The sequence below is a fragment of the Idiomarina sp. Sol25 genome, assembly GCF_033052775.1.
Classification (GTDB): domain Bacteria; phylum Pseudomonadota; class Gammaproteobacteria; order Enterobacterales; family Alteromonadaceae; genus Idiomarina.
Map to the genome: position 1 here is coordinate 60,175 of NZ_JAUPEW010000008.1, position 19,836 is coordinate 80,010.

Genomic DNA, 19,836 nt, shown 5'->3' on the forward strand with positions numbered 1-19,836 from the left:
AGTCGCTTGTGAAGATTAAACGCTTTTTTGCCGAAGATATGCGTCGTGGTTTACAACAGGTTAAAGAAACTTTAGGTCCGGATGCGATTATCCTGTCCAATAAGAAAGTAAACGGTGGTATTGAGCTGGTTGCAGCCATTGACCCCGATGCCCAGCAGGCACAGCCAATGGCTGAGCAAGCACCGAATGAGCCTGCCGCGTCAAAAACGCCAGAAGTGCCGGCCGAATCTTTGCAAGAATTATTGCAACGTCAGGCTCAGGCTGAACAGCCCGCACAACGCAACGCTGCGCAAGCGGTTACTGAACCGTCACAACGGCCAGAACCGGAAGCCGAACCACAAGCCTTCGCTGATACTCAGTTAAGCGACGATATTTTTCCTGAGCAAGTAAATGCACCAGCAGCGGACGACTCCCAGGCCATTGCTGAGCTGCGCTCTCAGGTCAACGGTATTCGCCAATTGCTGGAACACCAGTTGAGCGGCTTGATGAAGCAAGAAATGGATCGTGAAGAGCCAACCCGCTCTATGCTGATGAATCGGTTAATGGATATGGGCTTGAGCGAACGAGTTGCGGATCAGATTGCGTGTTTTATTCCCGAAGGCGGATCAGATGATGAGGTCTGGGAACAGACGCTGCATTTATTGGAAGGACAGCTGAATACCACCTCTGACGATATTTTGACACGCGGTGGTGCGGTGGCTTTAGTTGGCCCCACGGGTGTTGGTAAAACCACGACGATTGCAAAATTGGCGGCTCGTTATGCGCAACGCCATGGTGCCGATAAAGTGGCTTTAATTACCACCGACACTTTTCGTATTGGTGCCAGTGAACAATTACAAACCTATGGCCGTATAATAGGATGTCCGGTCAAAGTGGCAAAAAATGCACAGGAACTGGCAGATGCATTACTTGCGCTACGTCAAAAAAGTCTCATTTTGATTGATACGGCAGGCATGGGTCAGCGCGATAAGCGTTTGAACGAACAGTTAAGTCAGTTAATTCAGAATTCACGGCTTCGTATTCGCCCGTATCTGGTGTTGTCGGCAACATCACAAAGCCAGGTGCTGATGGATGCTGTTAAGCAATTTAAAGCGCTGCCTTTGTCTGGTTGTATTTTTACTAAGCTGGACGAATGCTTAAGTTTAGGTGAGAGTATCAGTGTAGCAATAGAACATGGCTTACCAGTTGGCTACTTAACAAATGGTCAACAAGTACCTGAAGACATTCGGGTAGCAGATGCCAACTTTATGGTTGCCGAGGCTGAGCGCCTGCTTGATAAAAGCATTTGTTCCTCAGTGTCAGACGTGCCAAAATCGTACTGGAATGAGGCGTTTTCTCGCTGAATGAGCCAATATAATATAAAGCTGTTATCAATTTAGTCAGAAAAGAGATACGCCCGATGGATCAAGCAAGCGGTCTGCGAAGAATGAAACAATCGAAAATAAAAGTTATTGCGGTAACTGGTGGTAAAGGCGGCGTTGGGAAAACTAACGTGTCGTTGAATATGGCTATCGCAATGGCTAAGCAGGGCAAACGAGTACTAGTGTTGGATGCTGACTTAGGTTTGGCTAACGTCGATGTTATGTTGGGCCTGCGGGTTGAGCGCAACCTTTCTCATGTGCTGAGTGGGCAGTGCGAGTTAGAAGATATTCTGATTGAAGGCCCGGCAGGAATCAAAATTGTTCCGGCGACATCGGGCACGCGCTCTATGGTCGACTTGAGTGAGTCGGAGCATGCCGGCTTAATAAGAGCTTTCAGTCAGCTTCAGGGAAGCTATGATGTATTAATTGTTGATACCGCAGCGGGTATTGGTAATACCGTTGTCAGCTTTGCCAGGGCGTCGCAGGATGTTTTACTCGTGGTTTGTGACGAACCGACATCAATTACCGATGCATACGCACTGATAAAAGTGTTAAGCCGCGAGCAAGGCCTGTTTAAGTTCAAGGTGGTTGCTAATATGGTAAGAAATCTGCGCGACGGACAAGTATTGTTCAATAAATTAACGAAAGTAACCGACCGGTTTTTAGATGTCGCTTTAGAACTTTCAGCAATTATACCTTTTGATGATAATTTGCGCTTGGCTGTTAGAAAACAACAACCTATGGTTTTAGCTTACCCAAGATCACCGGCCTCTTTGGCGATAAAAGCGTTGGCTAAGAAAGCCATTGACTGGCCTGTTCCGGCTCAAGCCGGCGGGCATTTAGAATTTTTTCTTGAACAATTGATAACTTCTGCCGATAACGAGAGTAAGCGGGATGTTGCCAATGAATAAAGCTGCCGTTTATGCTGCCACTGCTGACAACCGGAATGCTATTATTGAGCAGCATACCGGGCTGGTTAAGCGTATTGCACACCACATGATGGCGAGACTTCCAGCCAGTGTGCAAGTGGATGACTTGATCCAGGCGGGCATGATTGGCTTATTAGAAGCTGCGCGTAACTTTGACAACAGTAAGGGTGCCAGTTTCGAAACCTTTGCCGGCATTCGCATTCGTGGTGCGATGCTGGATGAAATTCGCCGTGGTGACTGGGCTCCGCGCTCGGTTCATCGTAATCATCGGCGTGTATTGGAAGCCATTCGGCAGGTTGAAAATGAAACCGGACGCGATGCAAAAGATACGGAAGTGGCCGCAAAGCTGAATATGGGTATGGATGAATACCACAATATTTTGCGGGATGTCAGCACGGGACGAATTGTTGGTATTGAAGATCTTGGTGTATCAGAAGATGCTATCATGCCAGAGCAGGTAACGGGTTCAGCCTATGAGCCACAAAAAGATGTTGAGAACGCGGCGTTTCATAAAGCGTTGGTCTCCACAATCTCTTCGTTACCAGAACGTGAAGCTTTGGTGCTTTCGTTGTATTATGACGAAGAATTGAATTTAAAAGAGATAGGTGAAGTGCTGAGCGTGAGTGAATCACGAGTCAGTCAAATTCACAGTCAGGCAATGTTGCGACTGAAGTCGCGAATGCAAAATTGGGTTGAATAAACTTTGGTTGTAATCGAGAGCCTCAGTGGAGGGTGCTTTGGATAAAAACATGAAAATTCTCGTTGTGGACGACTTTTCTACAATGAGACGAATCATTAAGAACTTACTTCGTGATCTTGGCTTTACTAATATACAGGAAGCAGATGACGGTAATACCGCATTGCCTATGTTGCAGAACGGTGATTTCGACTTTGTTGTAACCGACTGGAATATGCCCGGTATGCAGGGAATCGACTTGCTGCGTGAAATTCGCAAGGACGATAACCTTGCGCATTTACCGGTGTTAATGGTAACGGCGGAAGCCAAACGAGAGCAGATCATTATGGCAGCTCAAGCTGGAGTAAACGGTTACATTGTAAAACCATTTACAGCCGTAACGTTGAAAGAAAAGCTCGACAAGATTTTCGAACGAATCAGCTAAAGGGCGAACGACTATGTCTGATAACGCCCATGATATTTCTCTGGATCAAGCCAAGGAACTCGTAGCCTTGCTTGAAGACGGGAAACAACAGCAGGCTAACCAATTACTGGAAGATGTTTACAACCGTCGTAATGACAAGTTGTTCACCTCTGTAGGCCAGTTGACACGAGACCTCCACGAAGCGCTCCAGGATTTTCAGGTTGACCCTCGCATTGTGCAAATGACGCAGGATGATCTTCCGGATGCGCAAAACCGCCTGCTGTATGTCATTGAAAAAACGGAAGACGCCGCGAACCGCACTATGGATGCGGTAGAGGCCTGTCTGCCACTTGCAGACGATATGCATAACCGTGTCGAGAAAGTGATGCCGGCCTGGAATCGGTTAATGAGCAACGATATTCAGTTAAATGAATTCAAGTCTTTATGTCATGAGGTCGATGACGTACTTAAGCGCTGTGGCGAAAACATGCCTCAAGTGCACGGGTTAATGACTGAAGTGCTTATGGCGCAAGATTTTCAGGATATTACCGGGCAAGTTATTCGCCGGGTTATTCAATTGGTCGAAGACGTTGAAAAGAACCTGATTGAGTTACTGAAGATATTTGGTAAAGAAGAAGAACGTCGTAACGCGGAAAAAGCAGGGGCTGCGCCTAAGAATGATGCTGCCCATGCAGAAGGCCCAATTATCGATGCTGATCAACGCGATGACGTGGTTGGCGGACAAGACGAAGTGGACGATTTGTTGTCCAGTTTAGGTTTCTAGGAGCATCAGTCGCATGAGCTTTGATATGGACGAAGACATTCTGCAGGATTTTTTGATCGAGGCTGGAGAGATCCTCGAACAACTGTCTGAGCAGCTAGTTGAACTGGAAAATGATCCGCAAAATAAAGACCTGTTGAACGCTATTTTCCGTGGCTTTCATACGGTTAAAGGTGGTGCAGGGTTCCTGTCGTTAGGGGCTTTAGTCGATACCTGTCATGGTGCGGAAAACGTATTCGATACCCTGCGTAATGGCCAACGTACGGTCAACTCCGACCTGATGGATGTGATTCTTCAGTCTTTGGATACTATCAACACTCAGTTCGCGCAGGTGCGCGCCAAAGAAGAACCTGAAGCTGCTTCACCAGAGCTACTGGAATTATTGCATAAGTTAAGTGAACCAGAATCTGAGGACGAAGCGCCTATAGAGGTTCCAAAAGATGAACCTGCCGCAGAAACAGCCCCGGAGCCAGAACCCGTAGAAGAGGAAAATAGCAGCGAGAGTATTGACGAAATCCAGGATGATGAGTTTGAAGCTTTGCTAGACGAGTTGCACGGTGAAGGCAAAGGTCCCGGAAAAGAAGATAAGCCAGCGGCTTCTAAACCTGAGGTAAATGAAGACAGTGATGAAATTTCAGACGATGAATTTGAGTCATTGCTGGACGAACTTCATGGAAGTGGTAAAGCCCCTCAAAGTGCTGATAAAAAGCAAGAAAAGCAGAAAGAGCCTGCAAAAGACGACGAAATAACAGACGACGAATTTGAATCCTTGCTGGACGATTTGCATGGCAGTGGCAAAGCGCCGACACCGAAAGGTGATAAGCCAGCCAGTGAGCCTGCGCCGAAAAAGCCTGAAGCAAAAGAACAGCCAAAACCTGCGGCAAAACCAGCATCTAAGCCAGAACCGAAACCTGAGCCAAAATCAGAGCCTAAAGCGAAACCTGCAGCGGCTCAGCCAGTAGATAAAAAACCAGCTGCACCAGCGCCTGCTCCGGTTGAAACTACTGTCCGGGTCGATACCAAGCGCTTAGACGAAATTATGAATATGGTCGGCGAGCTGGTATTGGTTAGAAATCGTCTGTTGAGCCTGAGTAACTCTGATGAGTCAGACAGTGCTGAAATGGGCAAAGCTATTTCGAACCTGGATGTTGTCACTGGTGACTTACAGGGCGCGGTGATGAAAACCCGGATGCAGCCAATTAAGAAAGTGTTCGGTCGTTTCCCGCGGGTTGTTCGTGACTTGGCTCGTAGCCTTAAGAAAGAAATCAACCTTGAAATGTACGGTGAAGACACCGATTTAGATAAAAATTTAGTTGAGGCGTTGGCCGATCCTTTGGTGCATTTGGTCCGTAATTCTGTTGACCATGGTATTGAAATGCCGGATGAGCGTGAAGCGAATGGTAAATCCCGGTCGGGAACTGTCACCTTGTCGGCGTCTCAGGAAGGCGACCATATTATGCTGTCGATTAAAGACGATGGTGCCGGTATGGACGCTGAAAAACTGAGAGGCATTGCCGTTAAAAAAGGCATTATGGACGCAGACTCTGCTGCCCGTTTAAGCGATGAAGATGCTTATAACTTGATTTTCGCGGCTGGTTTCTCTACCAAAGACCAAGTTTCGGATATTTCCGGTCGTGGCGTTGGCATGGATGTGGTTAAGACCAAAATCAGCCAACTCAACGGTAGCGTTAAAATTAATTCAGAGCTAGGTAAAGGCACGGAGCTCTTGATTAAAGTGCCGCTGACTTTGGCAATATTGCCGACGCTAATGGTCGCCGTAAGAGATCAGACGTTTGCTTTGCCGCTTGCTGTTGTCAGTGAAATTATCGACCTGGATATGAAGCGTACCAATACCGTAGACGGCCAGTTAACCCTAATTGTACGTAACCGTGCTATTCCGCTGTTCTTCCTAGAAAAATGGCTAGTTCGTAACCATGATGGCTCCAGTCGTAAAGAACAAGGCCATGTAGTGGTAGTGCAAATAGGCAACCAACAAGTAGGCTTTGTGGTGAACGCATTGATTGGTCAGGAAGAAGTGGTTATTAAACCATTGGATAAGTTACTGCAGGGTACGCCGGGAATGGCTGGGGCAACAATCACCAGCGACGGTGGTATTGCTCTGATAGTTGATGTGCCCAGCATGCTCAAGTATTACGCTAAAAGATAACGGGATAAGCCGTTCATGACTGTAAAAGTTCTCGTGGTAGACGACTCGGCGTTTTTTAGACGCCGGGTGACTGAGATTTTAGAAAGCAATACCAACATTAAAGTGATTGGTAGTGCGAATAATGGCGAAGAAGCGGTAGAACAAAGCCGGATCCTGAAGCCGGACGTTATCACTATGGATATTGAAATGCCGGTAATGAACGGCATCGATGCTGTAAAAGCCATTATGAGCAGCAACCCTTGTCCTATTTTGATGTTCAGCTCGCTGACTCATGAGGGAGCGACGGCAACGCTGAACGCACTCGAGGCCGGTGCCGCAGACTTTCTGCCGAAGAAATTTGAAGATATCGCCCGTAACCGCGACGAAGCAGTAAAAACTCTGCAGGATCGCGTTATAGCGATTGCCCGGCAGCCGGTAAGCAGAACAACGTCGCGGCCATCAACACCGGCGCCCGTTGCGAAGCAACCAGAGCGTCCGTCAGAGCCCACTACAGCGCTGGATCGTATTCGGCAACGCAATAATGAACTGCAAAGTCAGCGTGAAAGTGACGCGCAGACTGCGACTTCGGCTGGCACATTAACAATAAACCGGGCTTATCAACTACTGGCGATAGGAACGTCGACCGGTGGCCCGGTTGCACTGCAAAAAGTACTTACCCAATTACCTGGCAATTTCCCTTACCCTATTGTTATGGTTCAGCATATGCCTGCAGCGTTCACAAAAGCTTTTGCACAGCGTCTGAATGGTTTGTGTCAGATTAATGTGAAAGAAGCAGAAGACGGTGATGTACTCAGAGCCGGGACAGCTTATTTAGCGCCGGGCGGAAAACAACTTATGGTCGAAGGCAGGCCTGGTAGTGCACGTTTAAGGGTAAAAGACGATACCAGTGGACGCATTACTTATAAGCCGAGTGTAGATTTAACCTTTGCCAGTATGTCAAAAACCTATATGGGTAAAGTACTTGGCGTCATTTTAACCGGCATGGGGGCTGATGGCCGTGACGGCTCACGTATGCTGAAAGACCAGGGCGCGACTATATGGGCTCAGGATCAGGCTAGCTGTGTTGTGTACGGGATGCCTCAGGCGGTTGCCCAGGCGGGCATTTCAACCCGCAGCATCGGCCTCGAAGGAATGGCCAAGGCCATTATGAAAGAAGTCGGTTACAGCGGCTTATAGCAGGATGAGTGAATGATCGTATGGACGGTAGCTAATCAAAAAGGCGGGGTCGGAAAGACCACCACAACCGTTGCACTGGCAGGCCTATTGGCTGAACAGGGGAAACGAGTGCTTTGTATTGATACCGACCCCCATGCGTCATTAACCTATTATTTTGGTATTGATTCGGAATCGCTTGAGTCCGGTTCCTTTGATGTTTTCAGTGCCGGTAAAGCCGTAACCGCAGACTTGATACGCCGCAGTATTTTGCCTACTCAATTTAAGCATCTGAGCGTTATGCCTGCCACTATGGCGCTGGCCACGCTGGACCGTAAACTCGGCACTCAGGGTGGTATGGGCCTGGTCTTAAAACGTGGCCTGGCAATGGTCGCTGACGACTTCGATTATGTGCTTATTGATGTGCCACCGGTACTGGGGGTTCTTATGGTCAACGCTTTAGCCTGTTGCCAGAGAGTATTGATTCCGGTTCAAACCGAATTTTTAGCGCTAAAGGGCTTAGAGCGCATGATGCGAACCTTAACGCTAATACATAAGTCTCGCGGTGAGAATTACGCTTATACTATTATCCCGACACTTTATGACAAGCGAACCAATGCGTCTTTGCAAACGTATAAGAAACTCATTGCACGTTATGGTCGCTCGGTCTGGAATGGCATGATCCCAATAGATACGAAATTCCGCGATGCCTCTAATGAGCAGCTAACGCCTTCTGCTTATGCACCGAAATCGCGGGGGGTGCTGGCTTACCAGTCACTATTAACTAATTTGAAGCAGTTGGAAGAGCGTTGATTTATGACGACTAAACGCGACCGCAGTGAAGCTGCTATGGCAGAATACCTCAATGCTTTATTGCTTGAGGAAGAAACGGTTGAGTTTGATAATGAACCGGTTAAACGACTGCTAGAGCAAGCAGCACCTAAAATTCAGGCGGTTGCTGAGGAAGAAACAGTTAGCTTAAACCGTGAACAGGATTTATTACCTTTAGTTTCTGCAAAAGCGGACGATAGCTATAAAGAGCCAGAGGTTGAAACGGTTACAGAGACAGAAATTGCAGTAGAGACTGTTAACCTGACAACTGCTGAGACAAATATTGACACGGAAGTACATACTGACACCCAGGCAGAAGTGGAAACTGAGGTTTCTGAGCCACCACCGGAGGCACTCCCTGATGCGATGTCAGAGTATATGGAACAGGACTTTCAGGCTTTATTTTTTAAAGTGGCAGGTTTAACCCTTGCGGTGCCGCTAAAAAGCCTGGGAGGTATCCATCAACTGGGCAAAATTAGTCCGCTGATGGGAAAACCTGATTGGTTCCGGGGTATTATGACCGAGCGTGACAATAAACTGCAGGTAGTTGATACGGCTCGTTGGGTAATGCCCGAAAAATGTACTCCGGAGCTGGAAGAGAATTTAGATTATCAATATCTAATTACTTTGAATGACAGCCCATGGGGACTGTTGTGTGAAGAATTAGTAACCAGTGAACCTTTGCAGCCGCAATCGATTCAGTGGCGTAAGGAAACAAATAATAAGCGACCCTGGCTTGCCGGGGTTGTCCGTGACAGAATGTGTGCATTGCTGGATGTTAACGCATTGATTACACTTCTGGATAAAGGTCTGGGACATATCCAGCAAGATTAATAACGCATGGCGGAGTAAGAGATGAGTAAAGACAATCGCGCTATAAAGAACGAAGCTGACGTTGATGGTAATGACGAGGTTCTGCAGTGGGTCACTTTCCAGCTGGAACAGGAAACTTACGGTATCAATGTAATGCAGGTTCAGGAAGTGCTGCGCTACAGCGAAATTGCTCCCGTACCCGGCGCACCCAGTTACGTATTAGGTATTATCAATTTGCGAGGTAACGTGGTCACAGTCATTGATACGCGTCTGCGCTTTGGCTTGCAGACGACCGAAGTCACTGACAATTCACGTATCGTGATCATTGAGTCTGAACAGCAGGTTATTGGCATACTAGTCGATAGTGTTGCCGAGGTGGTGTATCTGAAAACCTCCGAAATTGATAGCGCTCCGAATGTGGGTACTGACGAGAGTGCTCGCTTTATTCAGGGCGTAAGTAACCGAGATGACGAACTTCTGATTCTGGTAGACCTGGATAAAATGCTTACCGATGAAGAGTGGGATGAAATCTCCCGTCTGAGCTAAATGATGACGAACTGGTTATTTGCTATTTCAGCGCTGGCTCTTGGGCTGGCGCTTATTGCTTTAGTCGCGGTGGTTATTACCTCGCGACGGCAAGCCGAGCTTATTGAACGTCAGCAGCAACGCTTGCTCATGCTCACGGAAACCGCCAGTGAAGTGTTGTCGCTACGAGAACAGTTCAAACAACAACCCTCTGAAGCCTCCTCAAAGACCGACTTTGCTCAGCAGCAATTGGTTGCTCAGTTGCAACAGCAAGTTGCGCAGCTAAACGAGGAGCAACAGCAGTTACAGCAAAGGTTGCAAGAAGTTGCGGAGCAGGACCCGGGTAGTAAGCTTTACCAGCGCGCAGCTAAGTTAGTGGCAAGCGGAGCTAGTGTTGAAGAGCTGATGCAGGAATGCGACCTGCCGCAGGCTGAGGCTGAGTTATTAACCTCGTTGCACAAGAAAGGCGCATAAAGCGGTTTAACCCTCTTCCCATTGTCTAGGGAATTTGCCATCCAGTAGGTACGCGAAAGCGATAATTTCCGCAATAATAATGTACAGCTCGCGTGGAATTTCATCACCCACATTCAGTTTGGCCAGCGAATCGGACAGCAACGGATCTTCATGGACTAAGACGCCATGCTCTTTGGCAACGGCAATAATTTCTTCAGCAAGTTCGTCAAACCCCCGGGCTATGACTTTAGGCGCATTAAAGCCGTCGTAAGACAAACCTATCGCTTGTTTTTCTTTCTTGTCACTCATACTGTCACCCGAATAATACCGCTGTGCTGCTGCGCCAGGTTGTCCGGAATTTTACCTTGCTGAACCCGAAGCTTAACGCTGTTAACCTCCAGTTCGGCAAGCCTTTTTTCAAGCTTTTCGACATTACTCTCAACCACTTTTTGCGCCGCTTTCGTTTCAGTGTAGAAGTCAACCGATGACCCTTGCGGGTGGTAGCGACCTTTAACCAGCAAAGGCCCGGTACTTTCCAGTTCAAAGCGCAGGGTAAATAACCATAAGGTGCGGCGGTTACTCTCTTTATTACTGCTTTCGCGCTCACTGCGAATAAGCAGTTCATGCTGCTGTGGTTTTTGTGTATCAGCGGGTAGCAGAATGTAATATTCCGGTTGTTGAGGAGGCGAATCCTGCAACCTGGCCTGACTGCTTTGCGCCGAGTTAAGGATGCCGGTAAAAAGCTGTAGTAGTCGCTGCAACTGTTGTTGCGGTAATTGTTGCAACAGGGCATTAATGCGTTCGCGCACTTCACCTGCATTGTCAGGGGCAGGGTTAAGCACCTGCTGAATAAAGGCCTGAGTAAACTGATTTGGTGAGGTTCTCGCTGCTCCACTACTGCTGGTCGTTTCCGGCTGCTGCTGCATTGCCAGACCCAGCAGCGTCATTAGCATTTGTCCAAGACCTCCCATTTGCTGACTGGGTTGGGCGCTGACCGGGCGCGCCGCAAACCAATCGCTGACCCAGCTCTGCAAGGCTTGGGGGCGTTGCATCGCATCTGGTGTTGGCATTTGCTGAAGTACTTTGACCAAAAGCTGTTGTAAGGCCTTAGGCGGTGACTGCAATGCCTCTCTTGCCGCTTCTGCTGACAATCGGGCCGTTGGCTGCTGAATGCTTTCAGCCGTGCCTGTCGATGAGGGCGAAGGCCGCAGGCTTTGCGGTATAAAATTCTGCAATGCCTGTTGAAATTGTTTGGGTGTTATTTGTTGAGCTTGTTTTATTGCTAACCCGGTTGCCGTTGGTATCGAGACTTTTTGCGTTGGTGAGGTCTGGGCAGCGGTGTTTGGCTGACTTACTGGTGGGTTAACTGGTTGAGTGCCAGGCCTTGATGTTACCGGCTGTTGCGGTGACGGTTGTACCGTAGCAACCCGTCCCTGCTCAACAAAGGCTTGAATCAGTTTTGCCGGCAGTTGAGTTACCGGTACATCTGCAACAGCCACTGGCTTTGTTGCACCCGTGCTGAGAGCTACCCGAACTATCGGCTGTTTAGGATCTGGCTGAGTTATTGTCAGTTGCAATTTCGTTGCCACCGTTAATGGCGGCTGAATATTTTTGGGCGGGTTAGGCCATTGCCAGTTGTTACCCTGAATACGAGGTGGCTGCTGGCCTTTCGCGGGCTCAAAAGTTACCGGTAAACTGATCTGAACCAATAATTGAGCAAGTAATCGGGTCGTATTTGCCTGATTCAGCGAGCCTGCATTTATCGAAGGTGTTGGAATATTACCCTGTTGGGGAGCCTGAGTTGTGCTTGCGGTTGAATTGCCACCAGAGGTGGAGCCGCTAAAAATACGCATTAGACTGGACAATTGCTGCTGTTCGGCACGAGCTAAGGTTCGTTCCGGAGAGGCCATCATTTGTTGTAACAGTTGCTTAATATCAGCCATGCGCTTTACCTAATTTTTATGGTAGAATCTTGGGCATTTGCGTCAGCTTACCAGTAAGGTTCCGGTTGTAAAATCCGCATGACACAAGTTGCTTCCACCAACAGCCCACTATTGCACGCAGAGCAGCTAAGCTCAATCCGTGGCGGGCGAGTATTATTTGAAGAACTCGACTTTTCAGTGAGCGCGGGTCAGTTATGGCAGGTTAGCGGGCCTAATGGTGCCGGAAAATCGTCGTTGCTGCGAATTCTTACCGGATTACTGGAACCGTCCAACGGCGTTGTATATTTTGACGGTCAGCCGCTGAATCGGAACTGGTCTGAATACTGTCAGCAGTTACTGTTTATTGGGCACAAAGCTGCAGTTAAAGGAGAGCTAAGTGCGCTGGAAAACTTTCACTGGCAGCAGCAGTTGTCTTCTGTGCAAGACGTGGATGCCTGGGACTTACTCGAGAAGCTCGGGCTGCTGGGGTTAGAAGATGAATTAACCACGCGGCTGTCTGCCGGGCAGCAACGTCGAGTTGCATTAACCCGGTTATGGGCAACGCAAGCTTCGTTGTGGATATTAGACGAGCCTTTTACCGCGCTGGATGTACAGGGAATAGCCTTATTACAACAACGCTTTGTCGAACATTTAGAGGCAGGCGGCACCATTATTTTCACCTCGCATCAGTCACTGACTTTGTCCGGTTTAACACCTGAAAAACTGTCTCTGGAATACCGGGGCGAGGTGCTATGAGTCAGCTTTCGAACAGACAAACCTGGTTAACCCTGCTGAAGCGGGATTTACGTATAGCCGCACGGCGACGCAGCGACGCCTTAAACCCTTTGCTCTTTCTATTAATGGTGGTGACGTTGTTCCCGTTGGGCATTGGCCCCGGCCCTGACATTCTGGCTCGTATTGCCCCCGGAATTATTTGGGTAGCCGCTTTACTCGCCAGTTTATTGGGGCTTGAACGTCTATTTCGCGATGACTTTCAGGACGGTACGCTGGAACAGTTGTGTTTATTACCGCAGCCTCTGGCTTTTACGGTTACAGCGAAAATGATGGCGCACTGGCTGCTAAGTGGTTTGCCGCTGGTTATTCTGTCACCCGTTCTGGCTCTGCTGTTGAGTTTGCCGCTGCAGGGGTGGTGGGCACTGGCGTTGACTTTGTTGCTGGGAACTCCGGCGTTAAGTGCGTTGGGAGCTATTGGTGCGGCATTAACTCTGCAGGTTCAGCGCGGCAGTTCACTGGTCAGTTTAATCTTAATCCCGCTTTTTATTCCTTTACTGATATTTGCTACTGCAGCAGTCGAAAATGCCTCAATGGGGCTTGCAGTTCATGGTCAGTTAGCGATACTGGCGGCAATTTCAGTCTTAACCGTAACATTGGCTCCGCTGGCTGTAGCAGCTGGCATTAGAATGAGTGTAAATTGATATGTGGCGATGGTTACATCCGTACGCAAAACCCGAAGCAACTTATAATCTGTTGCAAAAGCTGCTGCCATGGTTTGTGGCATTAACACTTGTGACTCTTATTACCGGCGTAATTTGGGGGCTGGCATTTGCTCCGGGAGATTATCAGCAGGGTGACAGCTACCGAATTATTTTCCTGCATGTGCCTGCAGCGATTTTTTCTATGGGCGCTTATATGGGTATGGCCATCATGGGAGGCATTGCGCTCATCTGGCAGATTAAGACCGCAGAGTGGGCTATTCCTGCAATTGCGCCGGTTGGTGCGGCACTCACCGTTGTTGCCTTGTTAACCGGGGCTATTTGGGGCAAACCCATGTGGGGCACCTGGTGGGTGTGGGATGCCAGGCTAACTTCTGAACTGATTTTGCTGTTTCTTTATGTCGGCGTTATGGCGTTATATTTTGCTTTCGATGACGCCAGAACTGGTGCCAAGGCTGCGGCTATTTTATCTTTAGTGGGTGTTATCAATTTACCTATCATCCATTTTTCGGTGGAGTGGTGGAATACTCTTCACCAGGGCGCGACCATTACTAAGTTTGAACGACCCTCAATAGCCGCAAGTATGTTAATTCCGTTATTAATCTGTTTGGTCGGCTTTGCGTTTTTAACCGTATCTTTAGTGATGATGCGGTTAAAAAATGAGATACTAAGACACGAATTACACCGCCCCTGGGCACAGCAACGGCTGGAGCAAGACTAATGGCTTTTGATAGTTTTACTGACTTCGTCGCTATGGGTGGTTACGGACTTTATGTCTGGTTGTCATTCTTTTTGAGTTTTGTTGTTCTTGCCGGGGTTGCGTTAGAAACTTTATTGGCAAAACGACAGTTGGTTAAGAAAAGCCGGCAGTTACAACAGCGTCAACAGCGCTTAGCCAGACGCACAGCCAACCGTGCAGCAGTAGGAGACGGTAATGAACCCAAGACGTAAACAACGCTTAACCTGGGTCGCTATTTTAGTGATTGGGGTTTCGGTAGCAACGGGACTGATGTTGTATGCATTAAGCCAAAGTATCGATCTCTTTTATACCCCCACTGAGCTGGTTGAAGGCAAGGGCAAGGATAAACAAAAGCCTCAGGTTGGCCAGCGAATGCGAGTTGGCGGCATGGTGGTTGAAGGTTCAGTAGAGCGCAATAGAGAAACTCTGGAGGTTTCTTTTAAAGTCACCGATATCGGCCCTGAAGTTACCGTGTTGTATCAGGGAATTTTGCCGGACTTATTCCGCGAGGGGCAAGGAATTGTCGCTCAGGGTGAACTGATTGAGCCTACCGTGTTAAAAGCCAGTGAAGTTCTGGCTAAGCACGACGAAGAATATATGCCGCCGGAACTGGCAGAGCAGATGAAAGGCATCAAACATGTCAACCCAAATACAGTTGAAGAAGGTGAAGGGCAATGATTGCTGAAGCAGGACATCTTGCCATAGCCATTGCGCTGGCATTTTCTGTATTACTGGCGGTTTATCCTTTATGGGGTGCGGCAAAAGGCAACGGCGGCATGATGGCATTAGCCCGGCCGTTTGCTTACGGACAGTTTTTCTTTACCGCTATCGCTTTCGCCTTATTAGTCTGGGGCTTTGTCAGTAACGATTTTAGTATCGCTTATGTTGCGGCAAACTCGAATACTCAGCTGCCCGTTGCGTATAGGGTGACAGCTGTCTGGGGCTCACATGAAGGCTCTTTTCTTCTGTGGATGCTAATGCAGGCTGGCTGGATAGCGGCGGTCGCGATATTCTCCCGCTCAATGCCATTGCCGATGATAGCACGCGTACTTGCTATTCTGGGCTTAGTCAGCATTGGATTCTATTTGTTTATGCTAACGGTTTCGAACCCGTTTGACCGGAGCTTGCCGTTAATACCGGTGGATGGGCGTGACCTTAATCCACTATTGCAAGATCCCGGCATGATCATTCATCCGCCTTTGCTGTATATGGGTTACGTAGGGTTCTCCGTCGCTTTCGCTTTTGCTATTGCTGCTTTATTGTCAGGTAAGCTTGACGCGGCCTGGGCCCGCTGGTCTCGTCCCTGGACTCTCGCTGCATGGATTTTCCTGACACTGGGTATAGCCATTGGTAGTTGGTGGGCATATTACGAACTAGGCTGGGGTGGCTGGTGGTTCTGGGATCCGGTTGAAAACGCGAGTTTTATGCCATGGTTGGTAGGAACGGCATTACTGCATTCCCTTGCCGTAACCGAAAAACGAGGCAGTTTTAAGTCCTGGACAGTATTGCTGGCTATATCAGCTTTCAGTTTGAGCTTACTCGGCACCTTTTTGGTACGTTCGGGTGTTTTGGTTTCGGTGCACGCGTTCGCATCTGACCCCACCCGTGGTTTGTTTATTCTGATACTGCTGGGGCTGGTTGTTGGTGGTTCGCTTATTCTGTATGGCCTGCGTGCAGGCAAAATGCAAAGTTACAGCCGTTATGAACTGCTGTCACGAGAAGTTATGCTGCTGGGTAACAATGTCTTGTTAATGGCTGCCATGGTAGTTGTGTTCCTCGGAACCATGCTACCTCTGGTTCATAAAGAGATTGGCCTCGGCACCATTTCTATTGGCGAACCTTTTTTCAATGGAGTTTATAGCTGGCTGGTTATCCCGTTTGCTTTAATGCTGGGTCTTGGCCCCTTAATGCGCTGGCGCAGACAAGCCATGAAACCACTTCTGAAGCCAATAGCCTTAGCACTTTCGTTGGCACTGATTCTGGCCTACACGCTGCCTAAGATTTGGGCCGACGAGTTGCCTGCATTGGTGGTTATTGCTCTGTTTCTGGCGTTCTGGGTGGCTCTGGCGACACTGACCGAAGTACAGCAAACCGTAAAACAACGCAAACAGGGCTGGGCCGGGCTGACCCAAATTTCGGGTAGTCATTGGGGAATGGTTCTCGGGCATTTAGGTTTTGCCGTAACGCTCATTGGTATAACGCTGGTTTCAAACTATGAGCAGGAGCGTGATATTGCGCTTGCTCCGGGGCAGTCGGTTGATGTTATCGGTTATAACGTGGTGTTCGAAAGCCTGCAGCACCGCGAAGGACCTAACTATGATGCCGATGCGGGACTATTTACGGTTTACAAGGACGGGCAGGAAGTAACGCAGTTAACCAGTGAGAAACGTTTTTATCGGGTACAGCGTACCAGTATGACGGAAGTTGGACTTGATGCGAGTTTACTACGCGATGTTTACATTGCTATGGGCGAACCACTGGATGATGAAACCTGGGCCATTCGTTTCTACATAAAGCCTTTTGTCCGCTGGATTTGGCTGGGCGCTATTATCATGGCAATAGGTGGTGCCATGGCATTGGCCGACAAACGGTATCGTAAGCGTGGTAAAAAGGAGATAGCCAATGACTAAGTTTCGTTGGTTGATCTTATTTGGTCCGCTGGTTTTGTTCGCCGGTTTGGTGGTCTTTTTACTTAAAGGCCTTGGTAGCGATCCAACCGAGTTGGATTCAGCACTGATAAACGAGCCGATCCCCCAGTTTAAGGCCCGCGACTTGTATGAAACAGAGGTAACTTACGACCAGTCGGTGTTGCAAGAGGGACCGTTGCTGTTTAACGTCTGGGCGACCTGGTGTCCTACCTGCCGCGCCGAGCACGAGTTTCTGAATGAGTTAGCCTCAAGAGGTGTTCCAATTGTGGGTCTCAATTATAAAGACGATTCCCGGGAAAAAGCCGTTAACTGGCTGAATACGCTGGGTGACCCCTATAGTGTTAATTTATTCGACCCGAAAGGCGATGTTGCGTTTGAGTTTGGTGTTTATGGTGCACCAGAAACCTATTTTATCGACCATAGGGGCGTAATACGTTACCGCCATGTGGGTGATGTTAATGAACGCAACTGGTCAAATAAACTGCAAGGCATATACCAGCAGTTGCTGGAGGAGGCCGAATGATCCGCTCATTGCTAGTGACTGTTGCCGCTGTGTTTGTATTGATTTCTGCAGCGTCGGCGGAAAATGAAAACAGTTATAAGTTTGATAACGAACAACAGCGTGCAACCTACCAACAGCTCACCAAAGAGTTGCGTTGCCCTAAATGTCAGAATCAAAATATTGCTGACTCTAACGCGCCTTTGGCAGAAGACATGCGGGACCGTAGCTATCAGATGCTAAAAGAGGGCAAGTCACGGGAAGAAATTATCCAGTTTATGGTCGCCCGCTATGGCGATTTTGTGCATTACCAGCCACCTTTTACAACGGTTACCAGTGTTCTTTGGTGGGGGCCTTTGCTGATTGTCATTATTGGCATTGGCGTAGCCGTTGGCTTAACTCGCAAGAAAAAAGCGGCAGTTGAATTAACACCGGAAGAACGTGAACGTTTACAGCAATTGAGGAAGTCGGGCGATGAGTAGTTTATGGTTACTAATGGTGTTGATGTTGCTCGTTGCTGTGGTATTCGTATTTCTGGCTACAGGAAAGCAGCGGCGTTATCAGAAACGTCAGGACGAAAATCAGCGCTGGTACGAACAGCGTCTGTCAGAGCTTGAAGATGAGCGCTCTCAGCATGGGCTGCCGGAAGAAGATTACCAGCATGCAAAGCAGGAGTTGGATAAGACCTTTCTGAATGATAGCCAGGACGTTGAAGAGAGCGTGAACTGGCATCGGGCTCCGCTTATTGTACCAATTGTATTATTGGTGGTGATGTCTGCAGGGCTTTACTGGACTTTTGGTAGCTGGCAGCTGCAACTGCAGGCGGAAGATGCGCGCAAACAGTTACCTGAGTTAGGGAAAACCCTGTTGCAGCAACAGAATCAGCAGGCCAGCCGTGAAGACTTAAATACTTTCGCGTTGGGTTTACGGCAAAAGCTGATGCGGGAACCGGATGACGCGGTTGCCTGGTGGATTTATGCTGGATTAATGGTTGATCTGGGAGCCGGAGAAGACGCCGAAGAAGCTTTTCAGAAAGCCCTGGAGCTTGAGCCTGACAGAGTAAACACCTTAGTCAGTTACAGCCGGTTTTTGTTAATGTCCGGAACTGAAGGCGGGCAGCCCAAGGCGGCTCGTATGCTAGCCCATGCGCTGCAGCAGGAACCTGACAATATCGAAGCGTTATCATTACTGGGTTTTGTTGCTTTTGAGCGTCAGGACTGGGAGCAGGCGATTAATGCGTGGCAATTATTGAAAGAGCGTTTACCAGAAAATTCCAGTAGGTATCAAGCGGTTGTTAATGCACTGGAAAACGCGAAAAGCCAGCAGGAAAATGCTGAGATTCAATTACAGGTTACTGTCGAACTAAGTGATAACATGCGGCATCATTTACCTGCTGACGGTACAGTCTTTGTCTATGTTACGGGGTCTGAGCAACCCATGCCCGCCGCTGTGGTCCGTCAGCCCGTCAGTGAATTCCCCATTACGGTAACCTTGTCGAATAATAACGCCATGTTACCGGACTATAAGTTGAGTGATCTCGATGAGTGGCTGGTGCACGCGCGCATTTCGCAGGATGAAAAAATAGATCGCCAGGTAGGTGATCTGGAAGCTGAAACTGTCACTATACAAGCTGACGGTTCAACCGAATTAACTTTGACTTTATCGACCCGGATTGACGAATGAAAAAATATGGTTTTTTACTGCTGGTTTCCCTGTTTATGGTTGGGTGTTCATCGACACCTGAAGACCCTTATGCCGACCCACGCGACCCATTTGAAGATTTTAACCGTGATATGTGGGAATTTAACCGGGATGTTGATAAAGCGGTGTTAAAACCTGCCGCTGAAACCTACGAGTATATTCCTCAGCCGGTCCGTTCATCGTTATACAATGCAGTAGAGAACCTGGACGGGCCTTCGTCGTTTGTGAACAATTTACTGCAATGGAAAGTCGCCGATGCCGGCGTTTCACTTGGGCGATTTGTGGTTAATTCGACCGTTGGTCTGGTCGGTTTGTTCGATGTGGCAACCCCAATGGGCCTCACCAAGCGCGAGGAAAGCTTTGGCCAGACCTTAGCGGTTTGGGGCGTGCCGGAAGGTCCTTATTTAATGCTGCCGCTTTTGGGGCCAACCGTGGTGGTAGACCGGGGCGGAGACTATGCAGACGGTCAGTATTTTCCATACCCACTGCTGAGCTGGCCGGTGGATGTGGCTCGTTACGCTATAAAAGGGCTGGAACTGCGCCTGCGCTTGCGTGATCAGGAGCAAGTACTGGAAAACTCCCTCGATCCATACTCTTTTGTTAAAGACGTTTATTATCAGCGCTGGCAGGATCAAGTGTTTGATGGTAACCCACCGCTTGAAGAAGAAAACTTTGATGACTTTGACGATGACTTCGACGAAGACTTCGACGAATGAGTCGATGAGTCTTGTTGACGATTAGCCATTCCTGAACAATGCTTA

23 protein-coding genes are annotated in these 19,836 nt (G+C 48.6%); 21 read left to right on the top strand and 2 right to left on the bottom strand.

Going from position 1 to position 19,836, the window contains the following annotated elements; translation table 11 throughout:
• Positions 1-8 precede the first annotated feature (8 nt).
• The 11 genes from flhF to Q5L94_RS11375 are packed head-to-tail and all read left to right on the top strand — an operon-like array spanning position 9 to position 10,133.
• The gene (flhF, locus tag Q5L94_RS11325; RefSeq protein ID WP_317498508.1) at positions 9-1,343 is read left to right on the top strand and encodes a flagellar biosynthesis protein FlhF; all 1,335 of its coding nucleotides are present in this window, start codon (positions 9-11) and stop codon (positions 1,341-1,343) included.
• Between the two features lie 56 nt (positions 1,344-1,399).
• On the top strand, positions 1,400-2,272 hold the full coding sequence (locus tag Q5L94_RS11330; RefSeq protein WP_317498509.1) for a MinD/ParA family protein: 873 nt from the start codon (positions 1,400-1,402) through the stop codon (positions 2,270-2,272).
• Positions 2,265-2,990 (top strand): RNA polymerase sigma factor FliA, encoded by a 726-nt coding sequence (locus tag Q5L94_RS11335; RefSeq protein WP_317498510.1) that lies wholly within the window; start codon positions 2,265-2,267, stop codon positions 2,988-2,990. Before Q5L94_RS11330 ends, Q5L94_RS11335 begins: the two co-directional genes overlap by 8 nt.
• A 37-nt stretch (positions 2,991-3,027) precedes the next feature.
• The gene (gene cheY / locus Q5L94_RS11340) at positions 3,028-3,411 is read left to right on the top strand and encodes a chemotaxis response regulator CheY (protein ID WP_016341317.1); all 384 of its coding nucleotides are present in this window, start codon (positions 3,028-3,030) and stop codon (positions 3,409-3,411) included.
• A gap of 13 nt (positions 3,412-3,424) precedes the next feature.
• A complete protein-coding gene (locus Q5L94_RS11345) occupies positions 3,425-4,174 on the top strand; it encodes a protein phosphatase CheZ (protein WP_317498511.1) in 750 nt (249 codons plus the stop codon).
• A 13-nt stretch (positions 4,175-4,187) separates the two neighbouring features.
• Positions 4,188-6,338 (top strand): chemotaxis protein CheA, encoded by a 2,151-nt coding sequence (locus Q5L94_RS11350; RefSeq protein ID WP_317498512.1) that lies wholly within the window; start codon positions 4,188-4,190, stop codon positions 6,336-6,338.
• Positions 6,339-6,353: 15 nt separating this feature from the next.
• Positions 6,354-7,514, top strand: coding sequence for a chemotaxis response regulator protein-glutamate methylesterase (locus Q5L94_RS11355; protein WP_317498513.1), 1,161 nt, complete (start codon positions 6,354-6,356; stop codon positions 7,512-7,514).
• Positions 7,515-7,526: 12 nt separating this feature from the next.
• Positions 7,527-8,303 carry a ParA family protein gene (locus tag Q5L94_RS11360; RefSeq protein WP_317498514.1) on the top strand — a complete coding sequence of 259 codons (777 nt, stop codon included), beginning with the start codon at positions 7,527-7,529 and terminating at the stop codon, positions 8,301-8,303.
• Positions 8,304-8,306: 3 nt separating this feature from the next.
• The gene (locus Q5L94_RS11365; protein WP_317498515.1) at positions 8,307-9,155 is read left to right on the top strand and encodes a chemotaxis protein CheW; all 849 of its coding nucleotides are present in this window, start codon (positions 8,307-8,309) and stop codon (positions 9,153-9,155) included.
• Positions 9,156-9,176: 21 nt separating this feature from the next.
• Positions 9,177-9,680, top strand: coding sequence for a chemotaxis protein CheW (locus tag Q5L94_RS11370; RefSeq protein WP_317498516.1), 504 nt, complete (start codon positions 9,177-9,179; stop codon positions 9,678-9,680).
• Positions 9,681-10,133 carry a DUF2802 domain-containing protein gene (locus tag Q5L94_RS11375; RefSeq protein WP_317498517.1) on the top strand — a complete coding sequence of 151 codons (453 nt, stop codon included), beginning with the start codon at positions 9,681-9,683 and terminating at the stop codon, positions 10,131-10,133.
• 6 nt (positions 10,134-10,139) lie between these two features.
• On the opposite strand, the gene Q5L94_RS11380 is transcribed toward Q5L94_RS11375, so the two are convergent.
• Together Q5L94_RS11380 and Q5L94_RS11385 are read right to left on the bottom strand one after the other, a co-directional pair.
• A complete protein-coding gene (locus Q5L94_RS11380) occupies positions 10,140-10,421 on the bottom strand; it encodes an EscU/YscU/HrcU family type III secretion system export apparatus switch protein (RefSeq protein ID WP_011234359.1) in 282 nt (93 codons plus the stop codon).
• On the bottom strand, positions 10,418-12,055 hold the full coding sequence (locus Q5L94_RS11385; RefSeq protein WP_317498518.1) for a flagellar hook-length control protein FliK: 1,638 nt from the start codon (positions 12,053-12,055) through the stop codon (positions 10,418-10,420). Before Q5L94_RS11385 ends, Q5L94_RS11380 begins: the two co-directional genes overlap by 4 nt.
• 78 nt (positions 12,056-12,133) lie before the next feature.
• Between Q5L94_RS11385 and ccmA the strand changes: the two genes are divergently transcribed.
• From ccmA to Q5L94_RS11435, 10 genes are read left to right on the top strand one after another with little or no spacing between them, the layout of a single operon-like run.
• The gene (ccmA, locus tag Q5L94_RS11390) at positions 12,134-12,790 is read left to right on the top strand and encodes a cytochrome c biogenesis heme-transporting ATPase CcmA (protein ID WP_317498519.1); all 657 of its coding nucleotides are present in this window, start codon (positions 12,134-12,136) and stop codon (positions 12,788-12,790) included.
• Positions 12,787-13,470, top strand: coding sequence for a heme exporter protein CcmB (gene ccmB, locus Q5L94_RS11395; RefSeq protein WP_114981598.1), 684 nt, complete (start codon positions 12,787-12,789; stop codon positions 13,468-13,470). The genes ccmA and ccmB overlap by 4 nt, the downstream gene beginning before the upstream one ends.
• Before the next feature lies 1 nt (position 13,471).
• A complete protein-coding gene (locus Q5L94_RS11400; protein ID WP_317498520.1) occupies positions 13,472-14,209 on the top strand; it encodes a heme ABC transporter permease in 738 nt (245 codons plus the stop codon).
• Positions 14,209-14,439: a heme exporter protein CcmD gene (ccmD, locus tag Q5L94_RS11405; protein WP_011234354.1), complete on the top strand. Its 231-nt coding sequence runs from the start codon at positions 14,209-14,211 to the stop codon at positions 14,437-14,439. Before Q5L94_RS11400 ends, ccmD begins: the two co-directional genes overlap by 1 nt.
• Entirely contained in the window at positions 14,423-14,905 is a 483-nt protein-coding gene (gene ccmE / locus Q5L94_RS11410) for a cytochrome c maturation protein CcmE (protein ID WP_034819803.1), read from the top strand. The genes ccmD and ccmE overlap by 17 nt, the downstream gene beginning before the upstream one ends.
• Positions 14,902-16,857, top strand: coding sequence for a heme lyase CcmF/NrfE family subunit (locus Q5L94_RS11415; RefSeq protein ID WP_317498521.1), 1,956 nt, complete (start codon positions 14,902-14,904; stop codon positions 16,855-16,857). Before ccmE ends, Q5L94_RS11415 begins: the two co-directional genes overlap by 4 nt.
• Complete coding sequence (locus Q5L94_RS11420; RefSeq protein WP_317498522.1) at positions 16,850-17,398, top strand: DsbE family thiol:disulfide interchange protein; 549 nt, start codon at positions 16,850-16,852, stop codon at positions 17,396-17,398. Before Q5L94_RS11415 ends, Q5L94_RS11420 begins: the two co-directional genes overlap by 8 nt.
• On the top strand, positions 17,395-17,856 hold the full coding sequence (locus Q5L94_RS11425) for a cytochrome c-type biogenesis protein (RefSeq protein WP_317498523.1): 462 nt from the start codon (positions 17,395-17,397) through the stop codon (positions 17,854-17,856). The genes Q5L94_RS11420 and Q5L94_RS11425 overlap by 4 nt, the downstream gene beginning before the upstream one ends.
• Positions 17,849-19,057 (top strand): c-type cytochrome biogenesis protein CcmI, encoded by a 1,209-nt coding sequence (ccmI, locus tag Q5L94_RS11430; protein ID WP_317498524.1) that lies wholly within the window; start codon positions 17,849-17,851, stop codon positions 19,055-19,057. The genes Q5L94_RS11425 and ccmI overlap by 8 nt, the downstream gene beginning before the upstream one ends.
• Positions 19,054-19,791: a VacJ family lipoprotein gene (locus Q5L94_RS11435; protein WP_317498525.1), complete on the top strand. Its 738-nt coding sequence runs from the start codon at positions 19,054-19,056 to the stop codon at positions 19,789-19,791. The genes ccmI and Q5L94_RS11435 overlap by 4 nt, the downstream gene beginning before the upstream one ends.
• Positions 19,792-19,836 lie beyond the last annotated feature (45 nt).

Bases quoted from the DNA above. Each gene is read 5' to 3' on its own strand.
- Q5L94_RS11330 (WP_317498509.1), top strand. From the start codon at position 1,400: ATGGATCAAGCAAGCGGTCTGCGAAGAATGAAACAATCGAAAATAAAA.
- Q5L94_RS11335 (WP_317498510.1), top strand. From the start codon at position 2,265: ATGAATAAAGCTGCCGTTTATGCTGCCACTGCTGACAACCGGAATGCT.
- Q5L94_RS11345 (WP_317498511.1), top strand. From the start codon at position 3,425: ATGTCTGATAACGCCCATGATATTTCTCTGGATCAAGCCAAGGAACTC.
- Q5L94_RS11350 (WP_317498512.1), top strand. From the start codon at position 4,188: ATGAGCTTTGATATGGACGAAGACATTCTGCAGGATTTTTTGATCGAG.
- Q5L94_RS11355 (WP_317498513.1), top strand. From the start codon at position 6,354: ATGACTGTAAAAGTTCTCGTGGTAGACGACTCGGCGTTTTTTAGACGC.
- Q5L94_RS11360 (WP_317498514.1), top strand. From the start codon at position 7,527: ATGATCGTATGGACGGTAGCTAATCAAAAAGGCGGGGTCGGAAAGACC.
- Q5L94_RS11365 (WP_317498515.1), top strand. From the start codon at position 8,307: ATGACGACTAAACGCGACCGCAGTGAAGCTGCTATGGCAGAATACCTC.
- Q5L94_RS11370 (WP_317498516.1), top strand. From the start codon at position 9,177: ATGAGTAAAGACAATCGCGCTATAAAGAACGAAGCTGACGTTGATGGT.
- Q5L94_RS11375 (WP_317498517.1), top strand. From the start codon at position 9,681: ATGATGACGAACTGGTTATTTGCTATTTCAGCGCTGGCTCTTGGGCTG.
- Q5L94_RS11380 (WP_011234359.1), bottom strand. From the start codon at position 10,421: ATGAGTGACAAGAAAGAAAAACAAGCGATAGGTTTGTCTTACGACGGC.
- Q5L94_RS11385 (WP_317498518.1), bottom strand. From the start codon at position 12,055: ATGGCTGATATTAAGCAACTGTTACAACAAATGATGGCCTCTCCGGAA.
- ccmA (WP_317498519.1), top strand. From the start codon at position 12,134: ATGACACAAGTTGCTTCCACCAACAGCCCACTATTGCACGCAGAGCAG.
- ccmB (WP_114981598.1), top strand. From the start codon at position 12,787: ATGAGTCAGCTTTCGAACAGACAAACCTGGTTAACCCTGCTGAAGCGG.
- Q5L94_RS11400 (WP_317498520.1), top strand. From the start codon at position 13,472: ATGTGGCGATGGTTACATCCGTACGCAAAACCCGAAGCAACTTATAAT.
- ccmD (WP_011234354.1), top strand. From the start codon at position 14,209: ATGGCTTTTGATAGTTTTACTGACTTCGTCGCTATGGGTGGTTACGGA.
- ccmE (WP_034819803.1), top strand. From the start codon at position 14,423: ATGAACCCAAGACGTAAACAACGCTTAACCTGGGTCGCTATTTTAGTG.
- Q5L94_RS11415 (WP_317498521.1), top strand. From the start codon at position 14,902: ATGATTGCTGAAGCAGGACATCTTGCCATAGCCATTGCGCTGGCATTT.
- Q5L94_RS11420 (WP_317498522.1), top strand. From the start codon at position 16,850: ATGACTAAGTTTCGTTGGTTGATCTTATTTGGTCCGCTGGTTTTGTTC.
- Q5L94_RS11425 (WP_317498523.1), top strand. From the start codon at position 17,395: ATGATCCGCTCATTGCTAGTGACTGTTGCCGCTGTGTTTGTATTGATT.
- ccmI (WP_317498524.1), top strand. From the start codon at position 17,849: ATGAGTAGTTTATGGTTACTAATGGTGTTGATGTTGCTCGTTGCTGTG.
- Q5L94_RS11435 (WP_317498525.1), top strand. From the start codon at position 19,054: ATGAAAAAATATGGTTTTTTACTGCTGGTTTCCCTGTTTATGGTTGGG.